We start from the raw sequence: 24,586 nt of genomic DNA, 5'->3' as shown, positions 1-24,586 counted from the left end.
TAAGACTGAATTTTGGTAATTCCGCATTGACGGTTAATGGCTGAGTGATTAGCGTTAACCGTTTGAATCAAATAAACCTGTCTGAGGAGATGACCTGGTGTTCGATTCGCTAACCCGCCGTTCTTTGCGGCTGCTTCCGTTGGTCAGCGTGCTGCTGGCGGCCTGTACTATCAATAAACCGCAGGGTCCGGGACAGAGCCCCACCGCTCCCCAGTGGCAACAACATCAGCAGGCAGTGCAACAGGTAACCCGTTACCAGACGCGCGGTGCCTTCGCCTGGCTCTCAGACCAGCAAAAAGTTTATGCCCGCTTTAACTGGCAACAGAGCGCGCCGGACCGCTATCGCCTGCTGTTAACTAATCCGCTCGGCAGCACCGAGCTACAGCTTGACGCGCAGGGCGCAACGGTGCAGCTGGTAGATAACAAGGGTAAACGCTACGTCAGCAATGACGCGGAGAAGATGATTACCCAGCTAACCGGCATGGATATTCCGCTGGCCAACCTGCGCCAGTGGATGATGGGTCTGCCGGGCGACGCCACCGATTTTACGCTGGATGAAAACTATCAGCTACGCACCCTGCGTTACAGCCGCAACGGTCAGCAATGGGATGTGACAATTCAGGGCTACGACAGCAAAGTCAGACCGGCACTGCCCGCCAGTATCGAATTAAAACAGGGCGATAAACGCATTAAATTACGTATGGATAGCTGGACACTGCAATGACAACCACCTGGCCCGCGCCCGCGAAGCTGAATCTGTTTCTTTATATCACCGGCCGTCGTCCCGACGGCTATCACAATCTGCAAACGCTTTTTCAGTTTCTCGACTATGGCGACAGCCTGCATATTACGCCAAACGCATGCGGCGATATTCGCCTGCTGACGCCGGTCGCTGGCGTGGCTGATGAGGATAATCTTATCGTGCGCGCGGCGCGTCTGCTGATGCGTGCCGCTGGCGAACGTGGCACCCTGCCGCCGCAGGCCGGGGCGGATATCGCCGTTGATAAACGTTTGCCGATGGGCGGCGGTCTTGGCGGTGGCTCATCAAATGCCGCTACGGTGTTGGTGGCGCTTAATCACCTGTGGCAAACCGGACTGGAAAACGCAGCGCTCTGTGCCTTAGGGCTACAGCTGGGTGCCGATGTCCCGGTTTTTGTACGTGGTCACGCGGCGTTTGCTGAAGGCGTCGGTGAAGCGCTACAACCCGCTTCACCACCGGAAAAATGGTATCTGGTGGTGCATCCAGGCGTTGCCGTTTCCACTCCGCTGGTATTCAACGATCCGGCATTGACGCGTAATTCACCGGTACGTTCATTTGCTGCGCTGTTGCAGGCACCTTTCAGCAATGATTGTGAGGCAGTCGTAAGAAAACGTTTTCGCGAGGTTGATGCGCTTGTTTCCTGGCTGCTAGAATACGCGCCGTCGCGCCTGACAGGAACCGGCGCTTGTGTGTTTGCAGAATTCGACACCGAGTCCGCTGCCCGTCAGGTGCTTGAGCTGGCCCCGAACTGGATGCAGGGATTCGTCGCGCAGGGCGTAAACCTTTCGCCGCTTCACCGCAGCCTTTCAGGGCACCTGGCGTGAATGTGACAGTGTCACCCTGTTCCTGACGCTGCACATCGCGCTTTAATACACCCGTATGCACGCATGCGACCGGAGCGCGCCCGTTTCCGCTCGCCCGTATGCATTCTCTGGACGCAAAGCCTGAGGTTCTTCTCGTGCCTGATATGAAGCTTTTTGCTGGTAACGCCACCCCGGAACTAGCACAACGTATTGCCAACCGCCTTTACACCAGCCTGGGCGACGCCGCCGTCGGTCGTTTCAGCGATGGTGAAGTGAGCGTACAAATCAACGAAAATGTACGCGGTGGTGATATTTTCATCATCCAGTCCACCTGTGCCCCTACTAACGATAACCTGATGGAGCTGGTTGTCATGGTAGACGCGCTGCGTCGCGCTTCCGCTGGTCGCATTACCGCTGTGATCCCCTACTTTGGCTATGCCCGTCAGGATCGTCGTGTACGCTCAGCGCGTGTACCGATTACCGCTAAAGTGGTTGCGGATTTCCTCTCCAGCGTTGGCGTTGACCGCGTATTAACGGTGGACCTGCACGCAGAACAGATCCAGGGCTTCTTTGACGTCCCGGTTGATAACGTGTTTGGTAGCCCGATTCTGCTGGAAGATATGTTGCAGATTGGTCTGGAGAACCCGATCGTGGTTTCTCCTGATATCGGCGGCGTGGTACGTGCCCGTGCTATTGCCAAGCTGCTTAACGATACCGATATGGCCATTATCGATAAGCGTCGCCCACGCGCTAACGTTTCTCAGGTGATGCACATCATCGGTGACGTTGCCGGACGCGATTGCGTACTGGTAGACGATATGATCGATACCGGCGGCACGCTGTGCAAAGCAGCAGAAGCGCTGAAAGAGCGCGGTGCTAAACGCGTATTTGCCTACGCGACTCACCCGATCTTCTCCGGCAACGCGGCAGAAAATCTGCGCCACTCCGTTATCGATGAAGTGGTTGTTTGCGATACCATCCCGCTTTCCGATGAGATCAAAGCCCTGCCGAACGTGCGTACCCTGACGCTCTCTGGCATGCTGGCTGAAGCCATTCGTCGCATCAGTAACGAAGAATCCATTTCTGCGATGTTTGAACATTAATCGCCGATCTGCTGAAAACCGGGCACCCGCCCGGTTTTTTTATCCTGCTCCTGCCGCTCAGATAAAACTGCCGTTTACCGCCATCTTTTCCCGATGGTAAGCCAGCAACGCGCATAATGTTAACGGCTTGCTCTTTTTTTTACCGTTACGTTAACCACTGCTTTTTACTGTTGAAGACTCATGCTATTTTGCTGCGGTTTTTTACGGAGAAGCGCGTTATGGCACTTGATGTCTACACACTTTTTATTTGTGAACTCTATGTGCTGGGCTTCCTGAGCATTATGATGCTTTTCGCCTGGAGCGGCGCGCAATACGATCGGGTTCTGGGCTTTACCGCCGTAGCGATTATGGCGACCATGACCGCCGTCTGGCTCAGCAGCCTGCGCGACCAGGGGCAGATCTTTTTAGCGGTGGCGGTTGGCAATACGCTGGTGATGCTGGGATATGGCATGCTGCTGTGCGCATTTCGCGTCTTTGCCGGACAGCGGCCCGGATTTAGCTGGCTGTTTGGTGCCCTGCTCTGGGCGCTACTCTGCTGTTTCCCCTCTTTTTATCATTCGATGCCGAAGCGGATCATGGTGAGCTGTCTGCTATGCATCAGTTATACCGCCGCGCTCATCGTGCCGCTGATCCGCACACGCGCCACGCTGCAAATTACTTTCTGGCCCGCACAGCTACTGCTCTGGTTTCACCTGGGTTTTCACCTTACCCGCATGTGTTTCGACAGCGGAACGCCCAGCCACAGCCACGGTGCCACAGGCGACACCCCGTTTTCCAGCCTCGTCATTCTGGAATCGATCTTATTCGTTATTGGGCTAACTTTCACTATTCTGGCGATGGTGAATGAACGCACCCAAATCCGCTATAAGCAAGCTTCGCTGCGCGATCCACTCACCGGCGTCTGGAACCGGCGCGCACTGTTCGCTCAGGCAAGAAAGGCTGAAAAAAGAAGCGTTCAACAACAGATGATGCTTGCCGCGCTGGTTTTCGATCTCGACCATTTTAAAAGCATTAACGATCGTTTTGGTCACGGCCAGGGCGATCGGGTATTACTCGATTTCTGCCGCATCGTTACCAGCGTACTACCGATGGAAAGCACCTTTTCCCGCCTGGGAGGAGAAGAGTTTGCCGCCTTTTTTTGCGGCGACGTGGAGAAAGCACAGAGGCTGTGTGAAGAGATTCGTCTGCTGGTGATGATCTCCCGCCCGGATAACATTGAATATACCGTAAGCGTCGGCATTGCCGCAGGCCATCCGCCCCATACCTTTTCATCGCTGATGACAGCGGCGGATGAGGCGCTTTATCAGGCTAAAGCCGGTGGGCGCAACCGAACGGAAACGCTCGTGCCAGCACCGCTAACCACAGCGCTGGCTACAGAGAAAAATTAATGGGCGCGGTTATGATAATGCCCGGTACGGCGACAGCGTTTATCATCACCACAATAACGCACCCAGTAGTAACGATCGGTAATCTTTTCCCGCCCGCTAAGACGTGCACCTACCAGCCACATTAACGCGCCGATAAAAATGCCAAAAATTGACGCCTGGGTCAGCCAGGATGAGAGCTGTAGCTGCGGCAACTGGTTCAGTACCGCATAGCCTACGCCTGAAATCATGGTAATTAATCCCAATCCCATTAACGCGTTACCCGCAACCGTTGCGCTTTTACGTTTCATCGCTCATCTCCTTTCGCTGACAGTACAGCACAAAGTGTTAAACCAACATAAGCTTAGAATATGTACAACCTGCTCGTTGCGTATGCGATCACACATTTTAACTGTTAATTGACATTTTCCGGCGCTAAACGGCTGTATTTATATAGAAAACTTATTATTGCGCAACGCAATCAAACCGCTTTCATTGTTTTGTATTCTTCCCCTCTGGTCGCTACACTATCGCCCTTCGGTTTTAAGCAGGAAATGACCACCGTGAGTGATATCAAGCTGATCGTTGGCCTTGCCAACCCCGGCGCGGAATATGCCGCAACGCGCCATAATGCCGGTGCCTGGTATGTGGATCTGCTGGCAGAACGCCATAATCAGTCGCTGAAAGAAGAGAGTAAATTTTTCGGCTATACCGCACGCCTGAACGTTGGCGGAAAAGATGTGCGTCTGCTGGTGCCCACAACCTTTATGAACCTGAGCGGCAAAGCGGTAGCGGCGATGGCAACCTTTTACCGCATCGCGCCAGAAGAGATTCTGGTAGCGCATGATGAGCTGGATTTACCGCCGGGCGTGGCGAAATTCAAGCTGGGCGGTGGTCACGGCGGCCATAACGGGCTGAAAGACATCATCAGCAAACTGGGCAATAATCAGGGCTTCCATCGTCTACGCATCGGTATCGGTCATCCGGGCGATCGTAATAAGGTGGTAGGCTTTGTGCTGGGTAAACCGCCTGCGTCAGAACAGACATTGATCGATAATGCGGTAGACGAGGCCGCACGTTGCACCGAGATTTGGTTAAAGGATGACCTGTTGAAGGCGATGAATCGGCTGCACAGTTACAAGGCCAGCTGACTACTTCAGCCTGCCGTATTCATCCGGCAGGCTGGTAATCTGGCGCAGCGGCATCGCCGTTTTGCCGCACCCAGCCCCTCTGTTGCGCCAGCATGATTCGCTGTGCTTCATTTCCAGCGGCTGTGGCAGCGTTATCATAATAAAACCAGCTACCCCCTCTTGTATTCACGTTACGTCTCATACTTTTTATCAGCAACAATTGACGGAAATGCAGGTTTAAAACCTTTTTTCCCGTCCACAGATAATGAAATCCACCCCATTGAGGCCATAATTACGTGTATACTAGCGGCAATTTTTTCATGTCATTATCGGCAAGCGAGCTTGTCCGGTTATCTCAGCAATTAAGGTGATTCAAACATGGGATTCAAATGCGGTATCGTGGGCCTGCCTAACGTGGGTAAATCCACTCTGTTCAATGCGTTAACCAAAGCGGGTATCGAAGCAGCTAACTTCCCGTTCTGTACCATTGAGCCTAATACCGGCGTGGTGCCAATGCCTGATTCACGTCTCGATAAGCTGGCGGAGATTGTTAAGCCGCAGCGTACCGTACCGACCACGATGGAATTTGTTGATATTGCAGGCCTGGTAAAAGGCGCATCCAAAGGTGAAGGTCTGGGTAACCAGTTTCTGACCAATATTCGTGAAACCGAGGCGATTGGCCACGTGGTGCGCTGCTTTGAAAACGACAATATCATTCACGTTTCTGGCAAAGTGAACCCGGCGGAAGATATTGATATCATTAATACCGAGCTGGCGCTTTCTGACCTTGATACCTGCGAACGTGCGCTACAGCGCGTGCAGAAAAAAGCCAAAGGCGGCGATAAAGACGCCAAACTGGAACAGGCGGTGCTGGAGAAATGCCTGCCGCATCTGGAAAATGCCGGTATGCTGCGTTCCCTGCCGCTGGATGCAGAAGAGAAAGCCGCAATTCGCTATCTGAGTTTCCTGACGCTGAAGCCGACCATGTATATCGCTAACGTCAATGAAGATGGCTTCGAGAATAACCCTTACCTCGATCAGGTACGCGCTATCGCCGAGAAAGAAGGCTCAGTGGTTGTGCCGGTTTGCGCCGCCGTTGAATCTGATATTGCCGAGCTGGATGATGAAGAACGCGATGAGTTTATGGCGGAGCTGGGACTGGAAGAGCCGGGCCTGAACCGTGTTATTCGCGCTGGCTATGCGCTGCTGAATCTGCAAACTTACTTTACCGCAGGCGTTAAAGAAGTACGCGCCTGGACTATCCCGGTAGGCGCAACCGCTCCGCAGGCGGCAGGTAAAATTCATACCGATTTTGAAAAAGGCTTTATCCGCGCCCAGACTATCGCTTTTGACGATTTCATTACCTATAAAGGCGAACAGGGCGCGAAAGAAGCGGGAAAAATGCGTTCTGAAGGGAAAGACTATATCGTTAAGGATGGCGATATTATGAACTTCCTGTTTAACGTCTAAATATAATCTTTTGTTCCGGGCGGGCTTCTACCGTCTCCAAGGACAATAAATACGCTATAAATCCACGCAATTGCGTGGATTTCTTATATCTGAAGCATTCATTTAATCTCATGAAGCTCACTTAAAAGCGAGTATGGTAGTGAGTCTAACAATTTGATCGGCTTCAAAGGAGTGAGTACAATTTAGACTGGCCGCATAGATCATCAGACACTTCGCCGCTCTTAAAATAAGATATAGTCTTAGACCTATATTGAACTAACATCTGATTACGTGTATTAGCTCAGATCTGCTCTGACATTTACCGGTTATTTCTACAGCTATCTGTCAGATTACATCTGTTTTAGATTCTTTTCTGTCCAGATGTTTTTTCTATCAAGTAACGTTTCCATTGACGTCATGCCATAGCATATCTTTCCCTGATAGGTTCGCTCATTATTGTATTAAGCCAACTATTCATCAACATCCGATTGTAATGTATCGAGATCGCTATATAGCGTTTTGCGGAACGTAACATGATAAAACTCGTGCAATATCGTTTTATGGAACCGCTTGCAGATACCCTTTGTCTGTGGTGACACGGCTTTCGTTTTCTTATGGTCAATGTCATTTATCGCCAGATAAAGTTGATATCATGCTGCTCCACTTTACCGCAGAACTCAGTACCTCTGTCGGTCAGTATTCTCAGCATCGGCAGGCCATGAGACTCATAAAATGGCACTACACGGTCATTGAGCAGGGCGGCGGCGGTGATTGTAGTGGCATAGTGAATTTTGACACCTGATTAAAAGTGATATTTTCACCTCATCAAAAAACAGACCAGATAATAAAAATTTATGCAGAGGAAATTCATTAAAACTGGCTAACATTACATACACCAAAAGTTAATTAACCAGCAGCAAACTTAGATTAAGTAAAAACAAGATCTCCCTCACATAACCAAACTAAGTTGCCTCTTGCCTCTTGTCAGACAGGTTCATTTTTATAATCATTCTCCCCTCAAGGATTGTTACTGTACAACAGGCAAAACCTAAACCGCTTTGGTTTCGAAAATCGAAAACAAAACGGTTTAGGTTTTTTTTTGCTGCAAATTCAGCAGCCACTACTTCCACAACAAACTTTAAGGCGATTTTATTATCGTCGTTGCAATCCTGCGCCTGATATTTATTAACTTTGAGATAACCATGAAAAATTCTAACATTGCTCGACTTACTCTACTTTCAGCGCTTTTATTACCCGCAATGTATGCCTCTGCGGAAAAAAATGAATGGAATGGAACCGTATTAGGATTTGAAGCACCGGGCACCGGGTTGCTTGGTGACATGCTGGGTATCAGGCCGATACTTGAAGATCATGGCTTCAACTATCATCTTAACTATTTGAATGAAATCGCTTATAACGCTGGCGGCGGCTACAATCATGACGAACACGTCGCCTATATCGATCAGTTTTCATTAACCTTTAGCCAGGATCTTGAACGTTTTACCGGTATCCCGGATGCAAAAATTGAAGGAAATATCGTCAATCGTAACCATGATGATAATTTAACCACAAAACGCCTGCAGGATCCCCGGGTCAATATGAATGACTCCGGACAGGAAAGTCATGGTACCGGTTCGATTACGCGTCTTGGCTGGTTAACCTTCAGCCGTACCTTTGACGATCGTCGACTACAGTGGCGAATTGGTATGATGAATAAGGTGCAAACCTTTGATCAGGTCGCGCCCTGTGATTTCCAAATGCTGATGCTCTGTGGCGGCAAATCCGCGAATTCCTTTTTTTGGAATAACTGGAATATCCATACCTGGGGAACAACCTTTGTTTATAAAATAACCCCTGAAGTTACCGTTAAAACTGGTATTCTGGAGCAAAATCCACGCGCCACGGCACGTAGTCAGGCCTGGAGCTGGTCAACCAAAGGCAGTAAAGGCTTTATACTTCCGGTAGAGCTGGAATGGAAAACTCATATCAATGACCTACCCGGTATTTACAATATTGGCGCGCAGTTTACTAATGCCAGGCAATATGATCTCTATAGTGGGAAATCACAGCCTGAGGGCTTAAGCGATGCGCAAGGTTATAAAGAATACCATCGCACCTGGTTTATGTGGGCGGGTGCCAATCAGCAGGTTACGCGACACGCTGATGATGCAAACAGAGGGATGAGTTTAGGCTGGAATATCGGCGCAGGCGATCAGCGCAGTAACTTTCTGCATATTGTTACCGCTGCGTCAATGCGCTACCGCGGCCTGTTCGATGCCAGGCCGCAAGACTGGATTGGCCTTGGCGTCAGTTACATAGATATGAGTAAACATTACAGCCGCCAGCAACAGGCAAAAAATGAAACGATGAGCATCAACGATTATAACAATGCGCTTTACAATCCGGTTCCCGGCCATTCTGTTAATGCGGAACTCTACTATCGATTCCGTCCGGTTAGCTGGCTTGAATTGCAGCCGGGAATCCAGTACTGGCATCGTCCCGGTGGCTTAAGCGAAACGCAGGACGCCTGGGTTGGCGAATTAAAAACGAGCATAACCTTTTAATCACGTTACGCTGGCGGGCTCCGCCGCCTGCCAGCATTAATTTATCGAGCCAGGCCGCTGTAGTAAATTATCCAGCCAGTCGGCAAAAACACGCACTTTACGCGCAAGATGTCGGTGCGGGTAAAGAATAGATAGTTTACGGGCCGGAGGTGGATAATCGGGTAAGATTTCCACCAGGCGCCCGTTATCAATGTGGGGCTGTAAAAAAATATTCATCCCCTGTAGCATTCCCAAACCCGCCAGTCCCGCAGCAACATAGGCTTCAGCGTTATCCAGTACCAGTTTTCCCGGCATAAGGATTTTTTCAGTGCCTGTAGGCGTCTGAAATGTCCACGGTATGATTCGTCGACTGCTGCTGTTGATCCAGTTTACCGCCTGACGCCCTTGTAAATCATCAAGCGTCTTCGGCATACCATGCAGCGCCAGCCAGGAAGGGCTGGCACAGGTGGTCATTTTAATCAGCCCCAGCGGTCTGGCAATATAATCACCATCTTCCAGTTCTCCCATACGTAGCACACAGTCCAGTCCATCACGCAACATATCCCGGCGGCGATCGGAACTACTTAACACGATTTCAATATCAGGATGATCGCGATAAAAATCGGGCAGGTTGGGAATGACCAACAGAGTGGCAATTGCGGTAGGCATATCCACACGTAACTGCCCCCGTAAGGGACGGTTACCAGCCAGAGATTCCAGCAAATCATCAGCCTGATTTAACAAATGTTTGCTGCGCCGATAAAAATCTTCCCCTTCAGAGGTAAGCTGAATCCGTCGTGTTGTACGCAGCAGTAACCGCACGCTGCTGTATTGCTCCAGCTGTTGTATCGCTCGGGTTACCGCAGGACGATGAATTTGCAGATTTTCCGCCGCCCGGGTAAAGCTGCCAGACTCGACAATTTCGATAAAGATTTTAATAGATTCAAACAGATTAATTTGCATAACGCCGTATCATGTGAAGGAGATGCGCCCATTTGTATTACGGGGAATCTTTTTGCCAGCGCCCCGGACTGATTGTTACACACACAATAATAGTGTTGAAACGAATTAGCTATTTTTCAGAACAATAAGGCTGCGTAAAATTCCCGGACATTGTGTTTTCAACTTTCGCGCTCTGCTTCAGGGCGCGGTGAAAATATTAAGGGAAATCATCATGCAAAATAACCGTATCTGTCAGATTTTGGGTATAGAAAAGCCCGTCATTCAGGGGCCATTATCCTGGCTAACTGATGCCCGCTTTGTTGCTGCCGTCAGTAACGCCGGCGGATTGGGTGTACTTGGCCCTAATGCAGGACTCACCGCTGAAACCGCAGTCTCGACTCCGGAAGAAACCGCAGCAAAAATGCGCGAGGAAATTCGTAAAACAAAACGCCTCACCGATAAACCTTTCGGTGTTAACCTGATCCCTACGCCTGAAAACGATATCTGGACGCCCCCAATTGTTCAGGTGTTAAAAGAAGAAGCGGTAAAGGTTGTGGTTTATACCGGCTATGGTGAAGGCGCTGTAATTCCTGCGCTGTTTGATGAGTTAAAAGCTGCGGATATTAAAATCATCTACCGTGATATTAATCCAACGCCAGAAAACAGCCGCATCGCCGAAGAGGCCGGAGCAGACATTATCGTCGCAACCGGTTTTGATGAGGGCGGCACCCTGCCCGGCACGGTATTAGGCACCTTTTCTATTGTTCCGCTGATTGTCGATGCCGTACAGCAGGTTCCCGTTTTAGCAGCAGGAGGTATTACTGACTGCCGTACGGCCAGAGCCGCCCATGCATTAGGCGCAGAAGGCGTATTCGCCGGTTCCGTATTTATTAGCACAGAGGAAAACCGTGTTCCACAGCAGATAAAAGATAAAATTGTCGCGGCCAACGGTCTGGATTTGCTGCTCTTCCGTACGCAGCCGGCTTACTATCGCGCCCTGCCCGGCAAACTGGCAGAAAAGCTGGTGGCGATGGATAAAGCGGGCTGCAGCAATGAAGAGCTGGGCGCTGTAATGGGCGGATTGCGCGGTTTACGCCTCGGCATGCTGGAGGGAAATAGTGATGAAGGCTACATCTCGTTAGGTACCGGTATCGGCAATATCCGGCGAGTGAAAAGCGTATCGGAAGTGGTGAACGAACTGGCAATTTAGTTCAACAAAGTAAATGCAGGGTCAGACACGCCCTGCATAATGAATTAAACCATCCATGTTCATACGTGCTGCTGGTTCAGGCTTTTTTATCCCCATTCGCTGAACCTGCTCCAGAGATTAACTGTTCACGCCTTTGTTACCAGTTTGTCGGAGCTTGCGGGAGAAACAAGGCGGCCATTGTAAGCACAGGAAGACTTTATCTGAAGAGTATGGGCTATTTATTTGAACACTCTAAGCGAATTACCGGACGGCAGGCAAAGTGAGAAAAGCCTCACTTTGCCTTTTACAGACTGGCTACTGAAAAACCAACAAGCGGCCCTGGTCAGACGAAAGCCTTAATAAGGCAAACAGGTCATTTCCACGTTGGCAAATAAATATATTTACAATAAATCTTTAATCAGAAATTATAACCAATACCAACGTTAAAAGTATTTATAGTATAATCGTTAATAAAATTCATTCTTGTTCCTTCATAACCCGCATTGATGGTAAAGTTTTCATTAACGTTAAAAATAAATCCTGCGCCATAAGCAAAAGAGGATTTACGCCCATCATATTTACGATTAACTTCAGGAACTTTACCACGCACTTTTATGCGCGCCGGGCCGCCGGCCACATAGAACGATGCATAATCATTAATACGGAAAGAAGGACCAAACAACGCTGAATAATATTTCACATCAACATGATGGGTAAAATGATGATTTCTTACCGTCTTACTAAGTTCGTCATCGCCCTTCATCCAGGTTAAAGAAGTCATCAGGCTAATCAGGGAGTCCATTTTATAGTGATATTGCAGGTTAACGCCACGAATCTCGCTAAAACCACTGGCTTTGCCCTGCGCATAGCCTACCTGAACAGTATATGATCATTGGCCGATGCTGCGCAGCTGGTTATCCCGGTAACGAAAAGTAGTGCAAGGGTCAACTTTTTCATTTTTGAATTCCTTTCAAAATAAAGTATATGAAAAACCATTAATAAATTTTCTGAGTTTACGCTTCCCGTCGGCACACCATTAATGCGAGATGGTTAAGATTAATTAATATTAGCAAGTTTAACTTAATTTCCTTTTTTACAACCACACCTGCAACAAGCCTGCCTGACGGAGCAGTAATCAGACACGTAATGGTAGTCTTATTCTACTTTCACACTTTTCAAAAAGTATAATGATTCCCTGTCATTCGGTTATTTTTGGCATCTACACAAGTCTGAAATTTCCCCGTATTTATTAATTTGTTATGTCTCTCATTTCCTGCCGCCTTTTTCCTGGCCGCAACAGAATAATGACTACCCGCTCTAAAGGTTTCTCTGCCTGCGCCGATGTTTATGCGTCCCCTGGAAAGTTAACGGGATTCTCATAAAACACGCGGATGATTAATTATGTTTAAAAATCTCAGTATCAGGCGAAAGCTTATGCTCGCTTTCGGTGCAGTGGTCACGGTAATGCTGATTATCTGTACCTCATTCTATTTAAATTTTTCACGTATCGTCACGGCGAACGACTGGAATGTGCATACCTGGCAGGTCATTGATGAAAGCCGCAGCCTGGCAGAGAGTCTGGTTAATATGGAAACCGGTCTGCGTGGCTATGCGCTTAATGGCAAAGAGGAGATGCTGGAACCCTATACGCTGGGGCAAAAAAGCTTCCTGCAGCATCTGGCAACAGCAAAACAACTGACTTCGGATAACCCGGAGGAACAGCAGCGCCTGACACGTTTGCAGCAACAGCAGCAGGTATGGAATGAGGACTTTGCCCGGCAACTTCTGGAGAATCGCCGGGCGGTCACGGCCGGAACGCTGCCGCATGACGTTTTCATTCGCGCTTTTGAGGCCAATACCGGCAAAACGCAAATGGACGGGATGCGGGCCATTATTGGTGATATGGTGAACGAAGAGCATGGGTTAATGGAGCAGCGCCAGCAAGCCGTCACGGCGACCATCGCACAAACCACGTTAACGCTGATCGTGGGTTCACTGGCGGGCCTAGCTATCGCTATCACTCTTGGCTACCTGTTAACGCGCGCCATCACCGCTCCGCTACAACGGGCTGTTGATGCGGCTCAGGCGATCGCAACCGGTGATTTAACCAGCAGTCTGGTTGCCAGTTCTCATGACGAAACCGGCGTATTGCTTAATGCTCTCTCCTCAATGCAGTCTCAGCTTACCCGCGTCGTCTCCGACATACAAAATGCGGCGTCGTCTATTGATAATGCGGCAAAAGAGGTAGCAACCGGCAATATCGATCTTTCCAGTCGTACAGAACAGCAGGCCGCCTCACTGGAAGAAACATCTGCCAGTATGGAACAGCTGACCGCAACCGTACGTCAGAATACATCAAACGCCCAGCATGCCAGCTCGCTGGCCAGCGATGCCTCACAGGTTGCCCTGCGCGGCGGCAATGTCGTTGATCAGGTCGTCACCACGATGTCAGCCATTGCGGAAAGCTCACAGCATATCGTTGATATTATCAGTACGATTGAAGGTATCGCTTTCCAGACCAATATACTGGCACTGAACGCGGCGGTAGAAGCGGCACGCGCTGGCGAACAGGGACGCGGTTTTGCCGTGGTCGCCAGTGAAGTCCGTGCTCTGGCACAGCGCAGCGCCACGGCTGCCAAAGAGATTAAGGGCTTGATCCATCAGTCAACCGAACGTGTTACGGAAGGTACCGCGCTGGTGGCTGATGCGGGCAGCACAATGAAAGATATTGTTACCTCAATTCAGCGCGTTTCCGAAATCATGAGCGAAATCTCCACCGCTTCCGACGAGCAGGCAAACGGCATCGAGCATGTCGGCCTGGCGGTCGCGCAAATGGATGAGGTGACGCAGCAGAACGCTGCGCTGGTAGAACAGGCCGCCGCTGCCGCTGCATCGCTGGAAGATCAGGCTTCCCACCTCAGCAAAAGCGTAGCGATTTTTAAAACCGCTACTGTCTGATAACGGTGTAGGTGAAAAATACGCTAACGGCACCCGTCCAGGTGCCGTTTTTTATTGAGCCACTATCTGTTAAGCCTGTATGCCGTTTAAAGCCGTTAGCTAACATGATGCCGTAAAACGTTAACGCCAGATTATGCGCTCATCAGCCTCATACAACGGATCGTGCAGCGTAGCGTAATGCTCATTTACCGGCGGATGCGCGCTCAGGTGCAACGCCTGTCGCCCCGGCAACCCTACCGCAATCAGACTTTCTTCCAGAGCATCGAGCGTTTCATCGCGTTCATCGAACAGGCTACGGCTAAATGACATCGTTTCCTCCAGTGAAAGTGCGTTCTCATGCACCATAGCTATATCAGGCGACAGCGCCACAGGGCAACACGGCAGCCGCTTTTTTCCGATATTTCCGCTGCCGCCTTGCCCACATTATTTCCGGCTAACGCCCATTTTTAACTCTGACAATATCCGCCATGATGGCCAGGGCAATCTCCGTTGGCGTTTTACTGCCGATGGGTAAACCAACCGGTGCATGAATGCGCTGGAGTTGATGTTCATCCAACTCACCGATATCGCGCAGGCGTGCTATTCGTTGCTGACTGCTGCTGGTCGATCCCATTGCTCCCAGATAGAACGCTGGTGTATTTATTGCCTCCAACAACGTCAGATCGTCCACCCGCGCATCGTGCGTGGTGCAAATAATGGCCGTATGCCGCGTGGTACCATACTGTTCAAGATAGCGTGCCGGATGCTGATGAATACAGCGCAGGCTGCCCTGTTCGGTCTGCGGATCGTTCTGTTGCTCACAGAGCTGACGCCAGAAGGTTTCCCGGTGTTCGCAAACAATAACCTGCATCCTTAACATCTGCGCCATTCGCAGGCATTCACGCGATACCATCGAATAGCCCGCCAGCAACAGCGTTAACACGCTGCCAACGGGTAACGTTACTGAATGATTATCGTAATGCAGCGTACGCGGTGCGTCAGCCTTATCGTCTTCCAGTCGGGCGCGCTGACCGATCGTCACTTGCTTAACAATGCGCTCATCGCCTGCCAGCGTCTGTTGCAGGCGTGACAGATGCGTCAGGCTGGCGGCATCGACCGGAAGCCGCTCGATCAGTACCTCCAGCACGCCGCCACATGGCAACAGCACCGGCGATGTCAGCCCGCCTTCGCCGTAGCGCACCAGTTGACTGTCGCGCATAAATTCACCCTGTTGCACACGGGCCAGGAAATCATCCTCGATACAGCCACCGGAAAGCGAACCGCAAAACTCGCCCTGCTGGTTAGCCACCAGCATCGCTCCGGGCCCACGAGGTGCCGATCCCCAGCTACGCAGCACGGTACAGAGCCAGACCACAGCACCCTGCTGATGCCATTTCAACGCGCAGGCGATCACCTGCTGATCGAGTGAATGCATTATGACTCCTTGTTTAACCACATGGCGGGTAAATCGATATCCTGCACGGTACCCGCATCCTGCGTCGTCAGAAGATATACTCCGCTCTGCTTTAACAGATCGCGCGCTGCCGTTTCTCCCGACAGCGCCGCCAGCTGCGGATAGCAGTCACGGCTGAAACCTACCGGATGTCCAGGCATCCCCTGCCAGCAAGTCCGTACCTGCTTATGCTGCTTCAGCGCCTGCGCCACCTGCAACAGCGTTTCAGGTTGCAGCCAGGGCATATCGGCCAGCATAATCAGCCAGCCGTCCCAGTGGCTGGTAGCCTGTACGCCTGCGGCGACAGAATTGCCGATACCGGCGCTTGGCAGAACAATCTGCTGCGCGCCAGCCACACAGTTTCGCAGCGCCAGCGGTTCAGGCCGCAACACTATCGCTACCGGCAGGCCGCTTTGCATCGCAATACGATAACAGCGCGCCAGCATCGCTTCGCCTTCAACCGGTTCCAGCAGTTTATGCCGTCCACAGGCGGCACGGTAGCGCACACTTTCGCCCGCCGCTAACAGCAGGATCCCTACGCTCATGACCGAGGTTCCCGTTACGGTTATTATCCGTCAGGCATAACGCCTACAATAATTAACGTCAAATTCAGTAGCGCAAAGTGCGATCTCACCCGATAAAAAAAGGGACGATATTCGCCCCCTTTCATTTCGTTGTCGCCCCGCTTCAGAAAAAGCCCTGAGGCTCAATGCTGTAGCTGACCAGCAGATTTTTGGTTTGCTGATAGTGTTCCAGGATCATTTTATGGGTTTCGCGCCCGATGCCCGACTGTTTATAACCGCCGAACGCCGCATGCGCCGGATAGAGATGGTAACAGTTGGTCCAGACGCGGCCTGCCTTAATCGCCCGCCCAACGCGCCAGGCACGGTTGATATCGCGAGTCCAGAGGCCGGCCCCCAGGCCATAAATAGTGTCGTTCGCAATGGCAATCGCTTCAGCCTCATCTTTAAAAGTGGTCACGCCGATCACCGGGCCAAAAATTTCCTCCTGGAAAACGCGCATATCGTTGCTGCCTTTCAGCAGCGTCGGCTGAATATAGAAGCCGTTTTTCAGCTGGCCCTCTGTTTTCTCAACGCCGCCACCGGTCAGGATCTGCGCGCCCTCCTGTCTTGCAATATCCAGATAGGACAGAATTTTATCGAACTGCTGCTGTGACGCCTGCGCGCCTACCATGGTTTCGGTATCCAGCGGATCGCCACGTCGGATAGCCTTAATACGTTTTTTCACCGCATCGATAAAAGGCTCATAAATCGATTCCTGCACCAGCGCCCGCGACGGACATGAGCAAATTTCGCCCTGATTCAGGAAGCCCATCACCAGACCTTCAGCCGCTTTTTCGATAAAGGAGGGTTCGGCCTGCATAATATCTTCAAAGAAGATGTTAGGTGATTTACCGCCCAACTCAACGGTAGAGGGAATCAGACGCTCTGCCGCCTGTTGCAGAATACGAACGCCGGTAGCGGTAGAGCCGGTAAAGGCAATTTTAGCGATACGCGGATTACCGGCCAGCGTTTCCCCTATTTCGCGTCCGTAGCCATGCACAATGTTCAGGACGCCCGGCGGCAGCAGATCGCCAGCCAGCTCAGCAAACAGCGTAATGGACAACGGCGTCTGGCTGGCAGGTTTCATTACCACGCAGTTGCCGGCGGCCAGCGCGGGTGCCAGCTTCCACGCTGCCATCAGCAGCGGAAAATTCCACGGGATTATCTGGCCCACTACGCCTAACGGTTCATGGATATGATAAGCGGCGGTATATTCATCAAGCTCCGCCGCCGAACCTTCCTGGGCGCGAATACAGCCAGCAAAATAGCGGAAATGATCAATAGCCAGCGGCACATCGGCGGCCAGCGTTTCACGTACCGGCTTGCCGTTATCCCAGGTTTCATTTACCGCAATCCGCTCCAGATGCTGCTCCAGACGATCGGCAATTTGCAACAGAATGCGCGAGCGCGCCTGTACCGACGTTTTTCCCCAGCGTTCGGCAGCGGCATGTGCCGCATCCAGCGCCCGTTCAATATCTTCCTGCCCGGAGCGCGGAAACTCGCCGATAACGGAACCATCTACCGGCGAAGTATTCGTGAAATATTTCCCTTCAATCGGCGGCACAAACTCGCCGTTAATATAGTTATCATAACGCTGCTGTAAGACAATTAGCGAACCCTGACTTGATGGCCACGCGTAACGCATATCTATCCTCCCAAGCACTTAAGCGATTAAGCAAGAAGCAGCCATAAATTCCCTGACCGCGTCTGATAGCTGTCATTGAGCGACTCAGGTTAACAGCCGTCAGGGGAGAAAAACGTGAGCACAATGGATTCCGTCAGCCATCCACTCATTTGTGCTCCCTGGCCTGTCAACGCCAGAAACGTGCTTGTCTGGCGACTAATACCTGTCATGATAACAGGTGACTTACTGCAGACATTTAAGGATGGAGTTGTGGCGCTGCGTCATTTTTTTCTGGTGTTAATGGTTGTTTCTATCTGGGCATTCAATAACGTAGCGATTAAATGGGGTCTGCTCGATTTACCGCCGCTGTTTTTAACCTGCATGCGTTTCGTGGTGGTAGCACTGGTACTGGTGCCCTTCACCCGCGTGACACGCGTCCAGCTGCCCTGGCTGGCGGCGCTGGCCTTCACGTTTGGCTTTATGCATTTTTCGCTGCTGTTTGTTGGTATCGGCTATACGGATGCCGGTACGGCGGCGGTAGTGGTGCAGCTCGGTACGCCCATTGCGATGCTGCTGGCCTGGCTCATATTAAAAGAACGCCTTACCTTTATTCAGCTGTGCGGCATCCTGATTTCTCTTAGCGGCGTAGCGGTCCTGAGCGGCAGCCCAACCATTCCCAGCTGGTGGGTACTGACACTGCTTCTGACCAGCGCCGTTGGCTGGGCCGTCAGCAACCTGATTGTGAAAAAAGCGCCGCCGATTAAACCGCTAACCATGACCGGATGGCTCTCTTTTATGGCGATTCCGGTAGTGGGCCTCACCTCCTGGCTTACTGAAGAAAACCAGATCGATGCGCTGCTACACGCTACCTGGCGCGGCTGGTTTGGCATCCTGTTCAGCGCCATTGCCTCCTCGGTAGTGGCCTACTCGCTGTGGTATGCGCTGCTGAAGAAATATAACGTTAATTTGATTATGCCCTATTCGTTGCTAACGCCGGTGCTGGCCGTCATTATGGGCGTGCTGGTGCTGGGCGACAGCATGAATCAGTTTAAAGTTGCCGGTTCGCTGCTGGTGATACTCGGCACCGCTATTGCAGTAATCAATATCCGCAATTTGCGGATGCACGCTCGTTTTCCCCGTTTGCCGCTGCGACGTAAGCATTAGCCATAACAGGAAAAAAGCGCCATCTGTTGCTAAGGTAAAAAAGAACGATACCGAGGGAGAGCAACATGGATCACCAGCTGGCGGTACAATTCTGGCAACAGTTCTGGTACGGATTACGTAGCAAAGCGTTGCCTCTTCCTCAGATTGATCTACAGGAACAGCATGCCTTCTGTTGCGCCTGGCCGGTGAGTGAATTTGCCGTCACCTCCGTGGCGCTGGCTGCCCAGGCTGCGGCAGCCCTGGTCAATAATTCTGCCAGGCTACGGCTGAATGTCCGTCTCGCTTCACGCTGGTTTCAACACAGTTTTTACCCGGTTAATCGTCCTTTACCTTCCGCCTGGGATACTTTCTCTGGCGACTATGCCACCGCCGATGGCTGGATCCGCCTGCACACCAACGCCCCACATCACCGCCGGGCAATGGAACGCGTGTTGGGTAAACATGCCAATCGCGACAGGCTGGTCAAGAGCGTTGCCAGCTGGAAAAAACGGGAGCTGGAGCAGACGATCGTCGACGCAGGCGGCTGCGCGGCGGAAATGCGTACCCTGAGCGCATGGCAACAACATCCGCAGGGAAAAAGCGTGGCACAGGAGCCGCTTATCGCATGGACTTCACAGACAGAGGCCGCATCACCTACATGGCCCCTGCCTGTCGCGCGCCCGCTAAACGGCGTTCGTGTACTTGATTTAACCCGGATCGTTGCCGGGCCGGTAGCAACGCGCTTTCTTGCTGGCCTGGGAGCCGACGTGCTGCGTCTCGATCCGCCGGATTGGGAAGAGCCTGCGCTGGAGGAAGAGCTGATGCTGGGCAAGCGCAGCGCACGCCTCGATCTGAAAAGCACCGCCGGGCGCCAGCAGTTTGAACAGCTGCTTTCGCAGGCGGATGTGCTGGTACATGGCTATCGCGCCGATGCGCTGGAGAAGCTGGGCTATGACAGTGCACGTTGCCAGCAGCTGTCGCCGGGTTTGATCGATGTCAGCCTGAACGCCTGGGGATGGAGCGGCCCGTGGCGCAACCGGCGCGGTTTTGACAGTCTGGTGCAGATGGCCTGCGGCATCGCTGAGGCCGGACAGCGCTGGCGCGGAACCGCAACGCCTCATCCACTGCCGGTACAGGCGCTGGATCACGCTACCGGTTATCTGATGGCCGCCGCAGTGCTGGAAGGTATGCGGCGGCGTCTTGCCCAGGGTACCGGCTTCACGGCGCGTCTGTCGCTGGCACGTACCGCCCACCTGCTGACCGCGCATCCTTATCCAACGGGTGCGACACCAGGCGGCCTCGGCCCGGCGCAACCCCATGACGCCAGCGATACGCTGGAGTTCACGCCACTCGGCATCGGCTATCGCCTGAGGTCACCGCTGTGGCTGCCGGGGACGCCGCTGCTCTGGTCACGATCCGGCGGCCCGCTGGGTATGGCGTCGGCACGCTGGCTAACGCCCTGAGCGTTACGCGTCGGCGTCGTCTTCGTTTTCTTCTTCTTCTGCTTCCGCCAGCTCTTCGCGCATCGCCTGCAATGCTTCACGGCTGAGCGCCGCCAGCGTGCGGTAAAAACCGCTGGCTGCGTGCGCTTCTACCTTACCGAGAAAAGCACCGCACCACGGTAGCAGAAACTCATCAAACAATGCGATTTGCGCTGCGATTTCATCTTCCTGCGCCTGATCTTCCAGCCATGAAGCCGCCAGCAGCAGCGCACCGAAGCTGTCAGCTGGCGCTTCTGTCAGGGGCATACCGCGCTGCTGCAAGAAGTTGCGCACCTCCGCCTCCGTTGGGCCATCTTTCCACTGCGAACCGCAGAGCGGTACACGGCAGTCGCTGCCGACAAACAACGCATTGTAATCCGCCGTCAGCGCCTGTGGATCGCAGTGCTGACGCAGGCGCGCCAGCAGTTCATCCTGCTCCAGCGGCCAGTGCTGCTGAAGCTTGCCTTCGCGAATCAGGGTAAACAGCGGCGCCAGCAGCGGATCCTGCGGCTGGCGATTAAACAGCGAGCCGATCACGCGGCAGATGATGGAAAACTCATTCATTACTTTCAGTCCGTTCAGAGGTTAAACGCCGCCGTTAAAAATCAGCAAACGCGTCAAGAGGCTTCCCGCCCCGCATTTCGAGGAAATCGAGCAGGCGGCGCGGCGTGACATTTAACACGCGTTCCTGCGGAAAATCTACCTCACGCGTAATACGCAGGCAGTGTTCAAAGTTGCCCAGCGTGAAGGCGGTATGAGAATCGGAGCCAAAGGCCAGCAGGCCGCCCGCATCCCGTACCGCCTCGGCGATAGCGCGACAGTTCGGCTCACTGCCGCGACGCGAGTGGGTAAAAGAAGAGTTGTTGATTTCCAGCGCCACCTGGTATTCCGCCGCCGCCTCAGCGATTGCCTTGATATCAACCGGGAAATTAGGGTTACCGGGGTGGCTGATAATATGAACATTACCGCTGGCCATTGCTGCGATCATTGCCTCGGTATTGATTGCCTTATCCTGCGGAGCGAACACCGGCTCGTGGAATCCGGCAATAACCAGATCCATGGTATCAAGCATCCGTCCGGTGCAGTCGATCTCTCCGGCGCGGTTTTTAATGTTCGCCTCAATGCCGCGCAAAATGCCGATACCATCGACAACGCGCGGCCAGACATGCATATTGACGAAATGCCAGTAGTGCGGCGCATCGGCCATATCGGGGCCATGATCGGTAATGGCAAACAGCTTAATGCCTTTTTGTTTTGCCATAGCGATATAGTCGTGCAGCGTGCTGTAAGCATGGGTACTGGCTACGGTATGCATATGTAAATCAACAGGATACATCCGGACTCTCTCCTTTTTCGGCAAAGCGACACTTTGCCGTATGTTATTTAATAGCCGCGCGTCAAATCCACGCGCCCTTGCGGCTGCTGCCCCGCTTCCAGCTGCTGAATAGCCCCGGCGATATAATCCATCGCCTCTTCCGGCAGGGTAACGGCGGCATTATGCGGCGTAATCGTGACGCCAGGATGATGCCAGAAGGGGTGATCCGCCGACAGCGGCTCATTAACAAACACGTCCAGCGCAGCGCCCTTGATTTTATTATCATTCAGCGCTGCCAGCAGATCGTCTTCCACCACGTGCGCGCCACGCGCCAGGTTCATGACAAAAGCGCCATCTTTAAGGCGATTCAGCAGGCTGCGATTAATAATACCGACGGTTTGCGGCGTGTTGGGTAATAAATTAATTAGCACCTGCGTATCGGCAAGGAACGCCGTGAGCCGATCGTCGCCGTGAAAGCTCTCAATCCCATCCAGCTGTTTCGGTGAACGGCTCCAGCAGCGCAGCGGAAATCCCCAGGCTTTCAGACTCTCGGCAACGCTAAGCCCCAGCACGCCTGCGCCAAGAATACCGATGGTAAAATCTTCGCGCCGGTAGTTCGCCAGGTGTTTCCAGCACGCCTGCTGTTGCTGACGACGATAGTCATCAAAACGGCGAAACCAGCCCAACACGGTATGCACTGCATATTCCTGCATTTGCAGGCCCATGCCGGTATCTTCAAGCCGAAACAGTGGGACGGCGGGATCGATCATATCGGGGTATTTTTGTAGCTGACCGAGGATATCATCCACTCCGGCACCAATGGCGAAAATCGCCTTCAGATCGCCGCGCCCGCGCAGCATTTCTGGCGGTGCCATACGTACCAGCGCGTAATCAGCTGGCTGATTATCGCCCGGTTGCCAGAGGCGTAAACGCGCCTGCGGCAGGCGCTGCTGTAGCCCCTGCCGCCATTTTTCCGCGTTAAAAGAGGGATGATAAAAAATAATGTCCATAGCGCCTCCATATTGTTATTTCCCTCAAGGCTCAGGGAAAATGGCGGCGCTGGCAAGTAAAAATTAGCCCACGGGCGCGGTCAGGCCTGTGGTGCAGTTGACTGGATCAGCCTGCGCAGTAACGGCATCAGGAACAGCATTACCAGACCGACAGCTGCCGCACCCCAACCCAACAGACTGAAGATATGACTGTAGCCGGGATTAGTCAGCAACGCGCTGCTGCCGCTGTTTTCCGGCATCAGCGCCGAGACGTAGCCCGCCAGCACCGAAGCGACGCCGGTCACCATCATCCAGCAGCCCATCATCACGCCCTGATAACGCGTCGGAGCCAGTTTCCCGATCATCGCGTAGCCGATAGGTGAGATCAGCAGCTCACCAATGCTTTGCAGCACATAGCTGTAGAAAATCCATTTAAATGCCACCATGCCATCTCCACCCGCCAGCATAATTCCCAGCGGCAGCACCAGCATTCCCAACCCGATGCAAAACAGCGAACAGGCGAACTGTAACGGGATATCGATACGCCAGCCGCGCTGACGCAGACGGTTAAAGGCCAGCGCCAGCAGCGGCCCGCCAATCACAATGACCAGGGTATTGATATTCTGTACCCATTGCGGTGCCACGCGAATGCCCCAGACGTTAAGATTGATATTGTGTTCGACAAACAGCATCAACCCCATCGGTGCCAGCTGGTAGAGCATCCAGAACACCAGCGATCCCATTGCCAGCAGCAGATAGGCTGTCATACGCCGCTGTTCGTGACGCGGACGATGGCGCAGCGTAATAAAGCACATCAGCAGAAAAATCAGGCCGCCCAGCACAATAACGAAAGAGCCGGTAAAATCAGCGTGCGTCAGCATCACACGGATAACCGGCACCAGCGCGACCAGCACCACCAGTCCGATCAGCATACGCAGGCGGAACTGGCGCGGATTGACATGCAGCAGCGGCGTATCGATATCCGCCAGAATTTTCCAGCGCAGCAGGCTGATGATAATTGCCATCGCATTACCAAGCGTGGCAAAGAGAAACAGCGCCTGATAATGTTCACCCAGTTGAAAATAACCGGCACCGGTAAAACCAATAAAGAAGCCGAGATTCATCCCGGCATAGTTCCACAGGAAGGCCCCTTCACGACGATGATCGTCCGGCGCAAACCGCTGCGTCAGCATCATGTTAATACAGGTAACATTGAGACCGCTGCCGGTCAGGAACATCGCCAGCCCCCAGTAAAGTCCCTGCGCACTCTCCCCTGACAGCACCCAGCAGCCGATAACCTGCAACACCATACCCAGCACAAACAAATTACGGTTACTGAGAAAACGCCCACCAAGATAGCCGCCAAACAGGTGCAGGCCATAGTTAAAGGCACCGAAAACGCCCATAGTGGCGTTCGCCTGCGCTTCACTGAAGCCCAGTCTTTTAGTGGCATACAGCACCAGCGTGGAATAGAGCACGGCAAAGCCGAGCGTCGCGAAGATCTGAATAAAAAATAGCGCCCCTGACCCGGCTGGGGCCACCTGCGGTTGCGCTTTGGTTGAACTGTTCAAGCTGACCTCAGTGTTTTTAAGCATTGAAAGCGCATTAGTATGCATCGTCTTTTATCAGGATGCAGTCTGATTTACTGTATCAGTTATTTCTTAACTGCTTTTCGATTATTTTCACAGCGAAATGGTTTAAATCTGACTAAACACATCATTTCGCGCAGAAAGTTGATTGACGCAAGCAGGTAAAATCCCTACATTAGCGCCCATCAACAGTGTGCCTGTTGATGACA

The 24,586-nt window shown here is 52.5% G+C and carries 23 protein-coding genes and 1 pseudogene; 11 read left to right on the top strand and 13 right to left on the bottom strand.

The window, feature by feature from the left end; all coding sequences use genetic code 11:
• Nucleotides 1–97 precede the first annotated feature (97 nt).
• The 4 genes from lolB (at nt 98) to C7M51_RS05435 (ending at nt 4,054) form a co-directional block, all read left to right on the top strand.
• Nucleotides 98–724, top strand: a complete 627-nt coding sequence (lolB, locus tag C7M51_RS05450) for a lipoprotein insertase outer membrane protein LolB (protein ID WP_160620850.1) — start codon at nt 98–100, stop codon at nt 722–724.
• Entirely contained in the window at nt 721–1,584 is an 864-nt protein-coding gene (gene ispE, locus C7M51_RS05445; protein WP_160620849.1) for a 4-(cytidine 5'-diphospho)-2-C-methyl-D-erythritol kinase, read from the top strand. The genes lolB and ispE overlap by 4 nt, the downstream gene beginning before the upstream one ends.
• 134 nt (nt 1,585–1,718) lie before the next feature.
• Entirely contained in the window at nt 1,719–2,666 is a 948-nt protein-coding gene (prs, locus tag C7M51_RS05440) for a ribose-phosphate diphosphokinase (protein ID WP_141174333.1), read from the top strand.
• A gap of 218 nt (nt 2,667–2,884) precedes the next feature.
• Nucleotides 2,885–4,054: a GGDEF domain-containing protein gene (locus tag C7M51_RS05435; RefSeq protein ID WP_160620848.1), complete on the top strand. Its 1,170-nt coding sequence runs from the start codon at nt 2,885–2,887 to the stop codon at nt 4,052–4,054.
• Here the strand turns inward: C7M51_RS05435 and ychH are convergent.
• The gene (gene ychH, locus C7M51_RS05430) at nt 4,051–4,341 is read right to left on the bottom strand and encodes a stress-induced protein YchH (protein WP_160620847.1); all 291 of its coding nucleotides are present in this window, start codon (nt 4,339–4,341) and stop codon (nt 4,051–4,053) included. The two genes, C7M51_RS05435 and ychH, sit on opposite strands and share 4 nt — an antisense overlap.
• A 252-nt stretch (nt 4,342–4,593) precedes the next feature.
• On the opposite strand from ychH, the gene pth reads away from it, so the two are divergent.
• Complete coding sequence (gene pth, locus C7M51_RS05425) at nt 4,594–5,181, top strand: aminoacyl-tRNA hydrolase (protein ID WP_160620846.1); 588 nt, start codon at nt 4,594–4,596, stop codon at nt 5,179–5,181.
• On the opposite strand, the gene C7M51_RS05420 is transcribed toward pth, so the two are convergent.
• Complete coding sequence (locus C7M51_RS05420) at nt 5,182–5,319, bottom strand: hypothetical protein (RefSeq protein ID WP_160620845.1); 138 nt, start codon at nt 5,317–5,319, stop codon at nt 5,182–5,184.
• Nucleotides 5,320–5,538: 219 nt separating this feature from the next.
• Here C7M51_RS05420 and ychF point away from each other — a divergent pair, with 219 nt between their 5' ends.
• A complete protein-coding gene (gene ychF, locus C7M51_RS05415) occupies nt 5,539–6,630 on the top strand; it encodes a redox-regulated ATPase YchF (RefSeq protein WP_160620844.1) in 1,092 nt (363 codons plus the stop codon).
• 329 nt (nt 6,631–6,959) lie between these two features.
• On the opposite strand, the pseudogene C7M51_RS05410 reads toward ychF, so the two are convergent.
• Nucleotides 6,960–7,387: pseudogene (locus C7M51_RS05410) on the bottom strand (transposase family protein); the annotation flags it as partial.
• A gap of 424 nt (nt 7,388–7,811) precedes the next feature.
• On the opposite strand from C7M51_RS05410, the gene C7M51_RS05405 reads away from it, so the two are divergent.
• Complete coding sequence (locus C7M51_RS05405) at nt 7,812–9,173, top strand: carbohydrate porin (protein ID WP_160620843.1); 1,362 nt, start codon at nt 7,812–7,814, stop codon at nt 9,171–9,173.
• Nucleotides 9,174–9,209: 36 nt separating this feature from the next.
• Here C7M51_RS05405 and C7M51_RS05400 read toward each other — a convergent pair whose 3' ends face one another.
• Nucleotides 9,210–10,115, bottom strand: coding sequence for a LysR family transcriptional regulator (locus C7M51_RS05400; protein WP_160620842.1), 906 nt, complete (start codon nt 10,113–10,115; stop codon nt 9,210–9,212).
• A 211-nt stretch (nt 10,116–10,326) separates the two neighbouring features.
• Here C7M51_RS05400 and C7M51_RS05395 point away from each other — a divergent pair, with 211 nt between their 5' ends.
• Nucleotides 10,327–11,304 (top strand): NAD(P)H-dependent flavin oxidoreductase, encoded by a 978-nt coding sequence (locus tag C7M51_RS05395; RefSeq protein ID WP_160620841.1) that lies wholly within the window; start codon nt 10,327–10,329, stop codon nt 11,302–11,304.
• A gap of 397 nt (nt 11,305–11,701) precedes the next feature.
• Here the strand turns inward: C7M51_RS05395 and C7M51_RS05390 are convergent, their stop codons facing one another.
• The gene (locus C7M51_RS05390; RefSeq protein ID WP_160623578.1) at nt 11,702–12,118 is read right to left on the bottom strand and encodes an Ail/Lom family outer membrane beta-barrel protein; all 417 of its coding nucleotides are present in this window, start codon (nt 12,116–12,118) and stop codon (nt 11,702–11,704) included.
• Nucleotides 12,119–12,717: 599 nt separating this feature from the next.
• Between C7M51_RS05390 and C7M51_RS05385 the strand changes: the two genes are divergently transcribed.
• Nucleotides 12,718–14,241, top strand: coding sequence for a methyl-accepting chemotaxis protein (locus tag C7M51_RS05385; RefSeq protein ID WP_244323803.1), 1,524 nt, complete (start codon nt 12,718–12,720; stop codon nt 14,239–14,241).
• Between the two features lie 120 nt (nt 14,242–14,361).
• Here the strand turns inward: C7M51_RS05385 and C7M51_RS05380 are convergent, their stop codons facing one another.
• The 4 genes from C7M51_RS05380 to exaC form a co-directional block, all read right to left on the bottom strand.
• On the bottom strand, nt 14,362–14,550 hold the full coding sequence (locus C7M51_RS05380; RefSeq protein ID WP_160620839.1) for a hypothetical protein: 189 nt from the start codon (nt 14,548–14,550) through the stop codon (nt 14,362–14,364).
• A 124-nt stretch (nt 14,551–14,674) separates the two neighbouring features.
• A complete protein-coding gene (locus C7M51_RS05375) occupies nt 14,675–15,655 on the bottom strand; it encodes an XdhC family protein (RefSeq protein WP_160620838.1) in 981 nt (326 codons plus the stop codon).
• Nucleotides 15,655–16,218: a nucleotidyltransferase family protein gene (locus tag C7M51_RS05370; RefSeq protein ID WP_160620837.1), complete on the bottom strand. Its 564-nt coding sequence runs from the start codon at nt 16,216–16,218 to the stop codon at nt 15,655–15,657. Before C7M51_RS05370 ends, C7M51_RS05375 begins: the two co-directional genes overlap by 1 nt.
• A 142-nt stretch (nt 16,219–16,360) precedes the next feature.
• Entirely contained in the window at nt 16,361–17,881 is a 1,521-nt protein-coding gene (exaC, locus tag C7M51_RS05365; RefSeq protein WP_160620836.1) for an acetaldehyde dehydrogenase ExaC, read from the bottom strand.
• Nucleotides 17,882–18,130: 249 nt separating this feature from the next.
• Between exaC and C7M51_RS05360 the strand changes: the two genes are divergently transcribed.
• Both C7M51_RS05360 and C7M51_RS05355 read left to right on the top strand, forming a co-directional pair.
• Entirely contained in the window at nt 18,131–19,024 is an 894-nt protein-coding gene (locus C7M51_RS05360) for a DMT family transporter (protein ID WP_160620835.1), read from the top strand.
• Between the two features lie 65 nt (nt 19,025–19,089).
• Complete coding sequence (locus tag C7M51_RS05355) at nt 19,090–20,466, top strand: CoA transferase (RefSeq protein WP_160620834.1); 1,377 nt, start codon at nt 19,090–19,092, stop codon at nt 20,464–20,466.
• Between the two features lie 3 nt (nt 20,467–20,469).
• Here C7M51_RS05355 and C7M51_RS05350 read toward each other — a convergent pair whose 3' ends face one another.
• The 4 genes from C7M51_RS05350 to C7M51_RS05335 all read right to left on the bottom strand — a co-directional run bounded on the left by C7M51_RS05350 (nt 20,470) and on the right by C7M51_RS05335 (nt 24,359).
• A complete protein-coding gene (locus tag C7M51_RS05350) occupies nt 20,470–21,048 on the bottom strand; it encodes a TorD/DmsD family molecular chaperone (RefSeq protein ID WP_160620833.1) in 579 nt (192 codons plus the stop codon).
• Between the two features lie 34 nt (nt 21,049–21,082).
• The gene (locus C7M51_RS05345) at nt 21,083–21,820 is read right to left on the bottom strand and encodes a phosphatase (protein ID WP_160620832.1); all 738 of its coding nucleotides are present in this window, start codon (nt 21,818–21,820) and stop codon (nt 21,083–21,085) included.
• Between the two features lie 47 nt (nt 21,821–21,867).
• Nucleotides 21,868–22,809: a glyoxylate/hydroxypyruvate reductase GhrA gene (gene ghrA, locus C7M51_RS05340; protein WP_160620831.1), complete on the bottom strand. Its 942-nt coding sequence runs from the start codon at nt 22,807–22,809 to the stop codon at nt 21,868–21,870.
• 80 nt (nt 22,810–22,889) lie between these two features.
• A complete protein-coding gene (locus C7M51_RS05335; RefSeq protein ID WP_244323802.1) occupies nt 22,890–24,359 on the bottom strand; it encodes a peptide MFS transporter in 1,470 nt (489 codons plus the stop codon).
• Nucleotides 24,360–24,586 lie beyond the last annotated feature (227 nt).

It is taken from the genome of Mixta intestinalis, assembly GCF_009914055.1.
GTDB lineage: Bacteria > Pseudomonadota > Gammaproteobacteria > Enterobacterales > Enterobacteriaceae > Mixta > Mixta intestinalis.
Note: the sequence above shows the minus strand (reverse complement) of the source record. Positions and strands in the feature narration are given on the sequence as shown.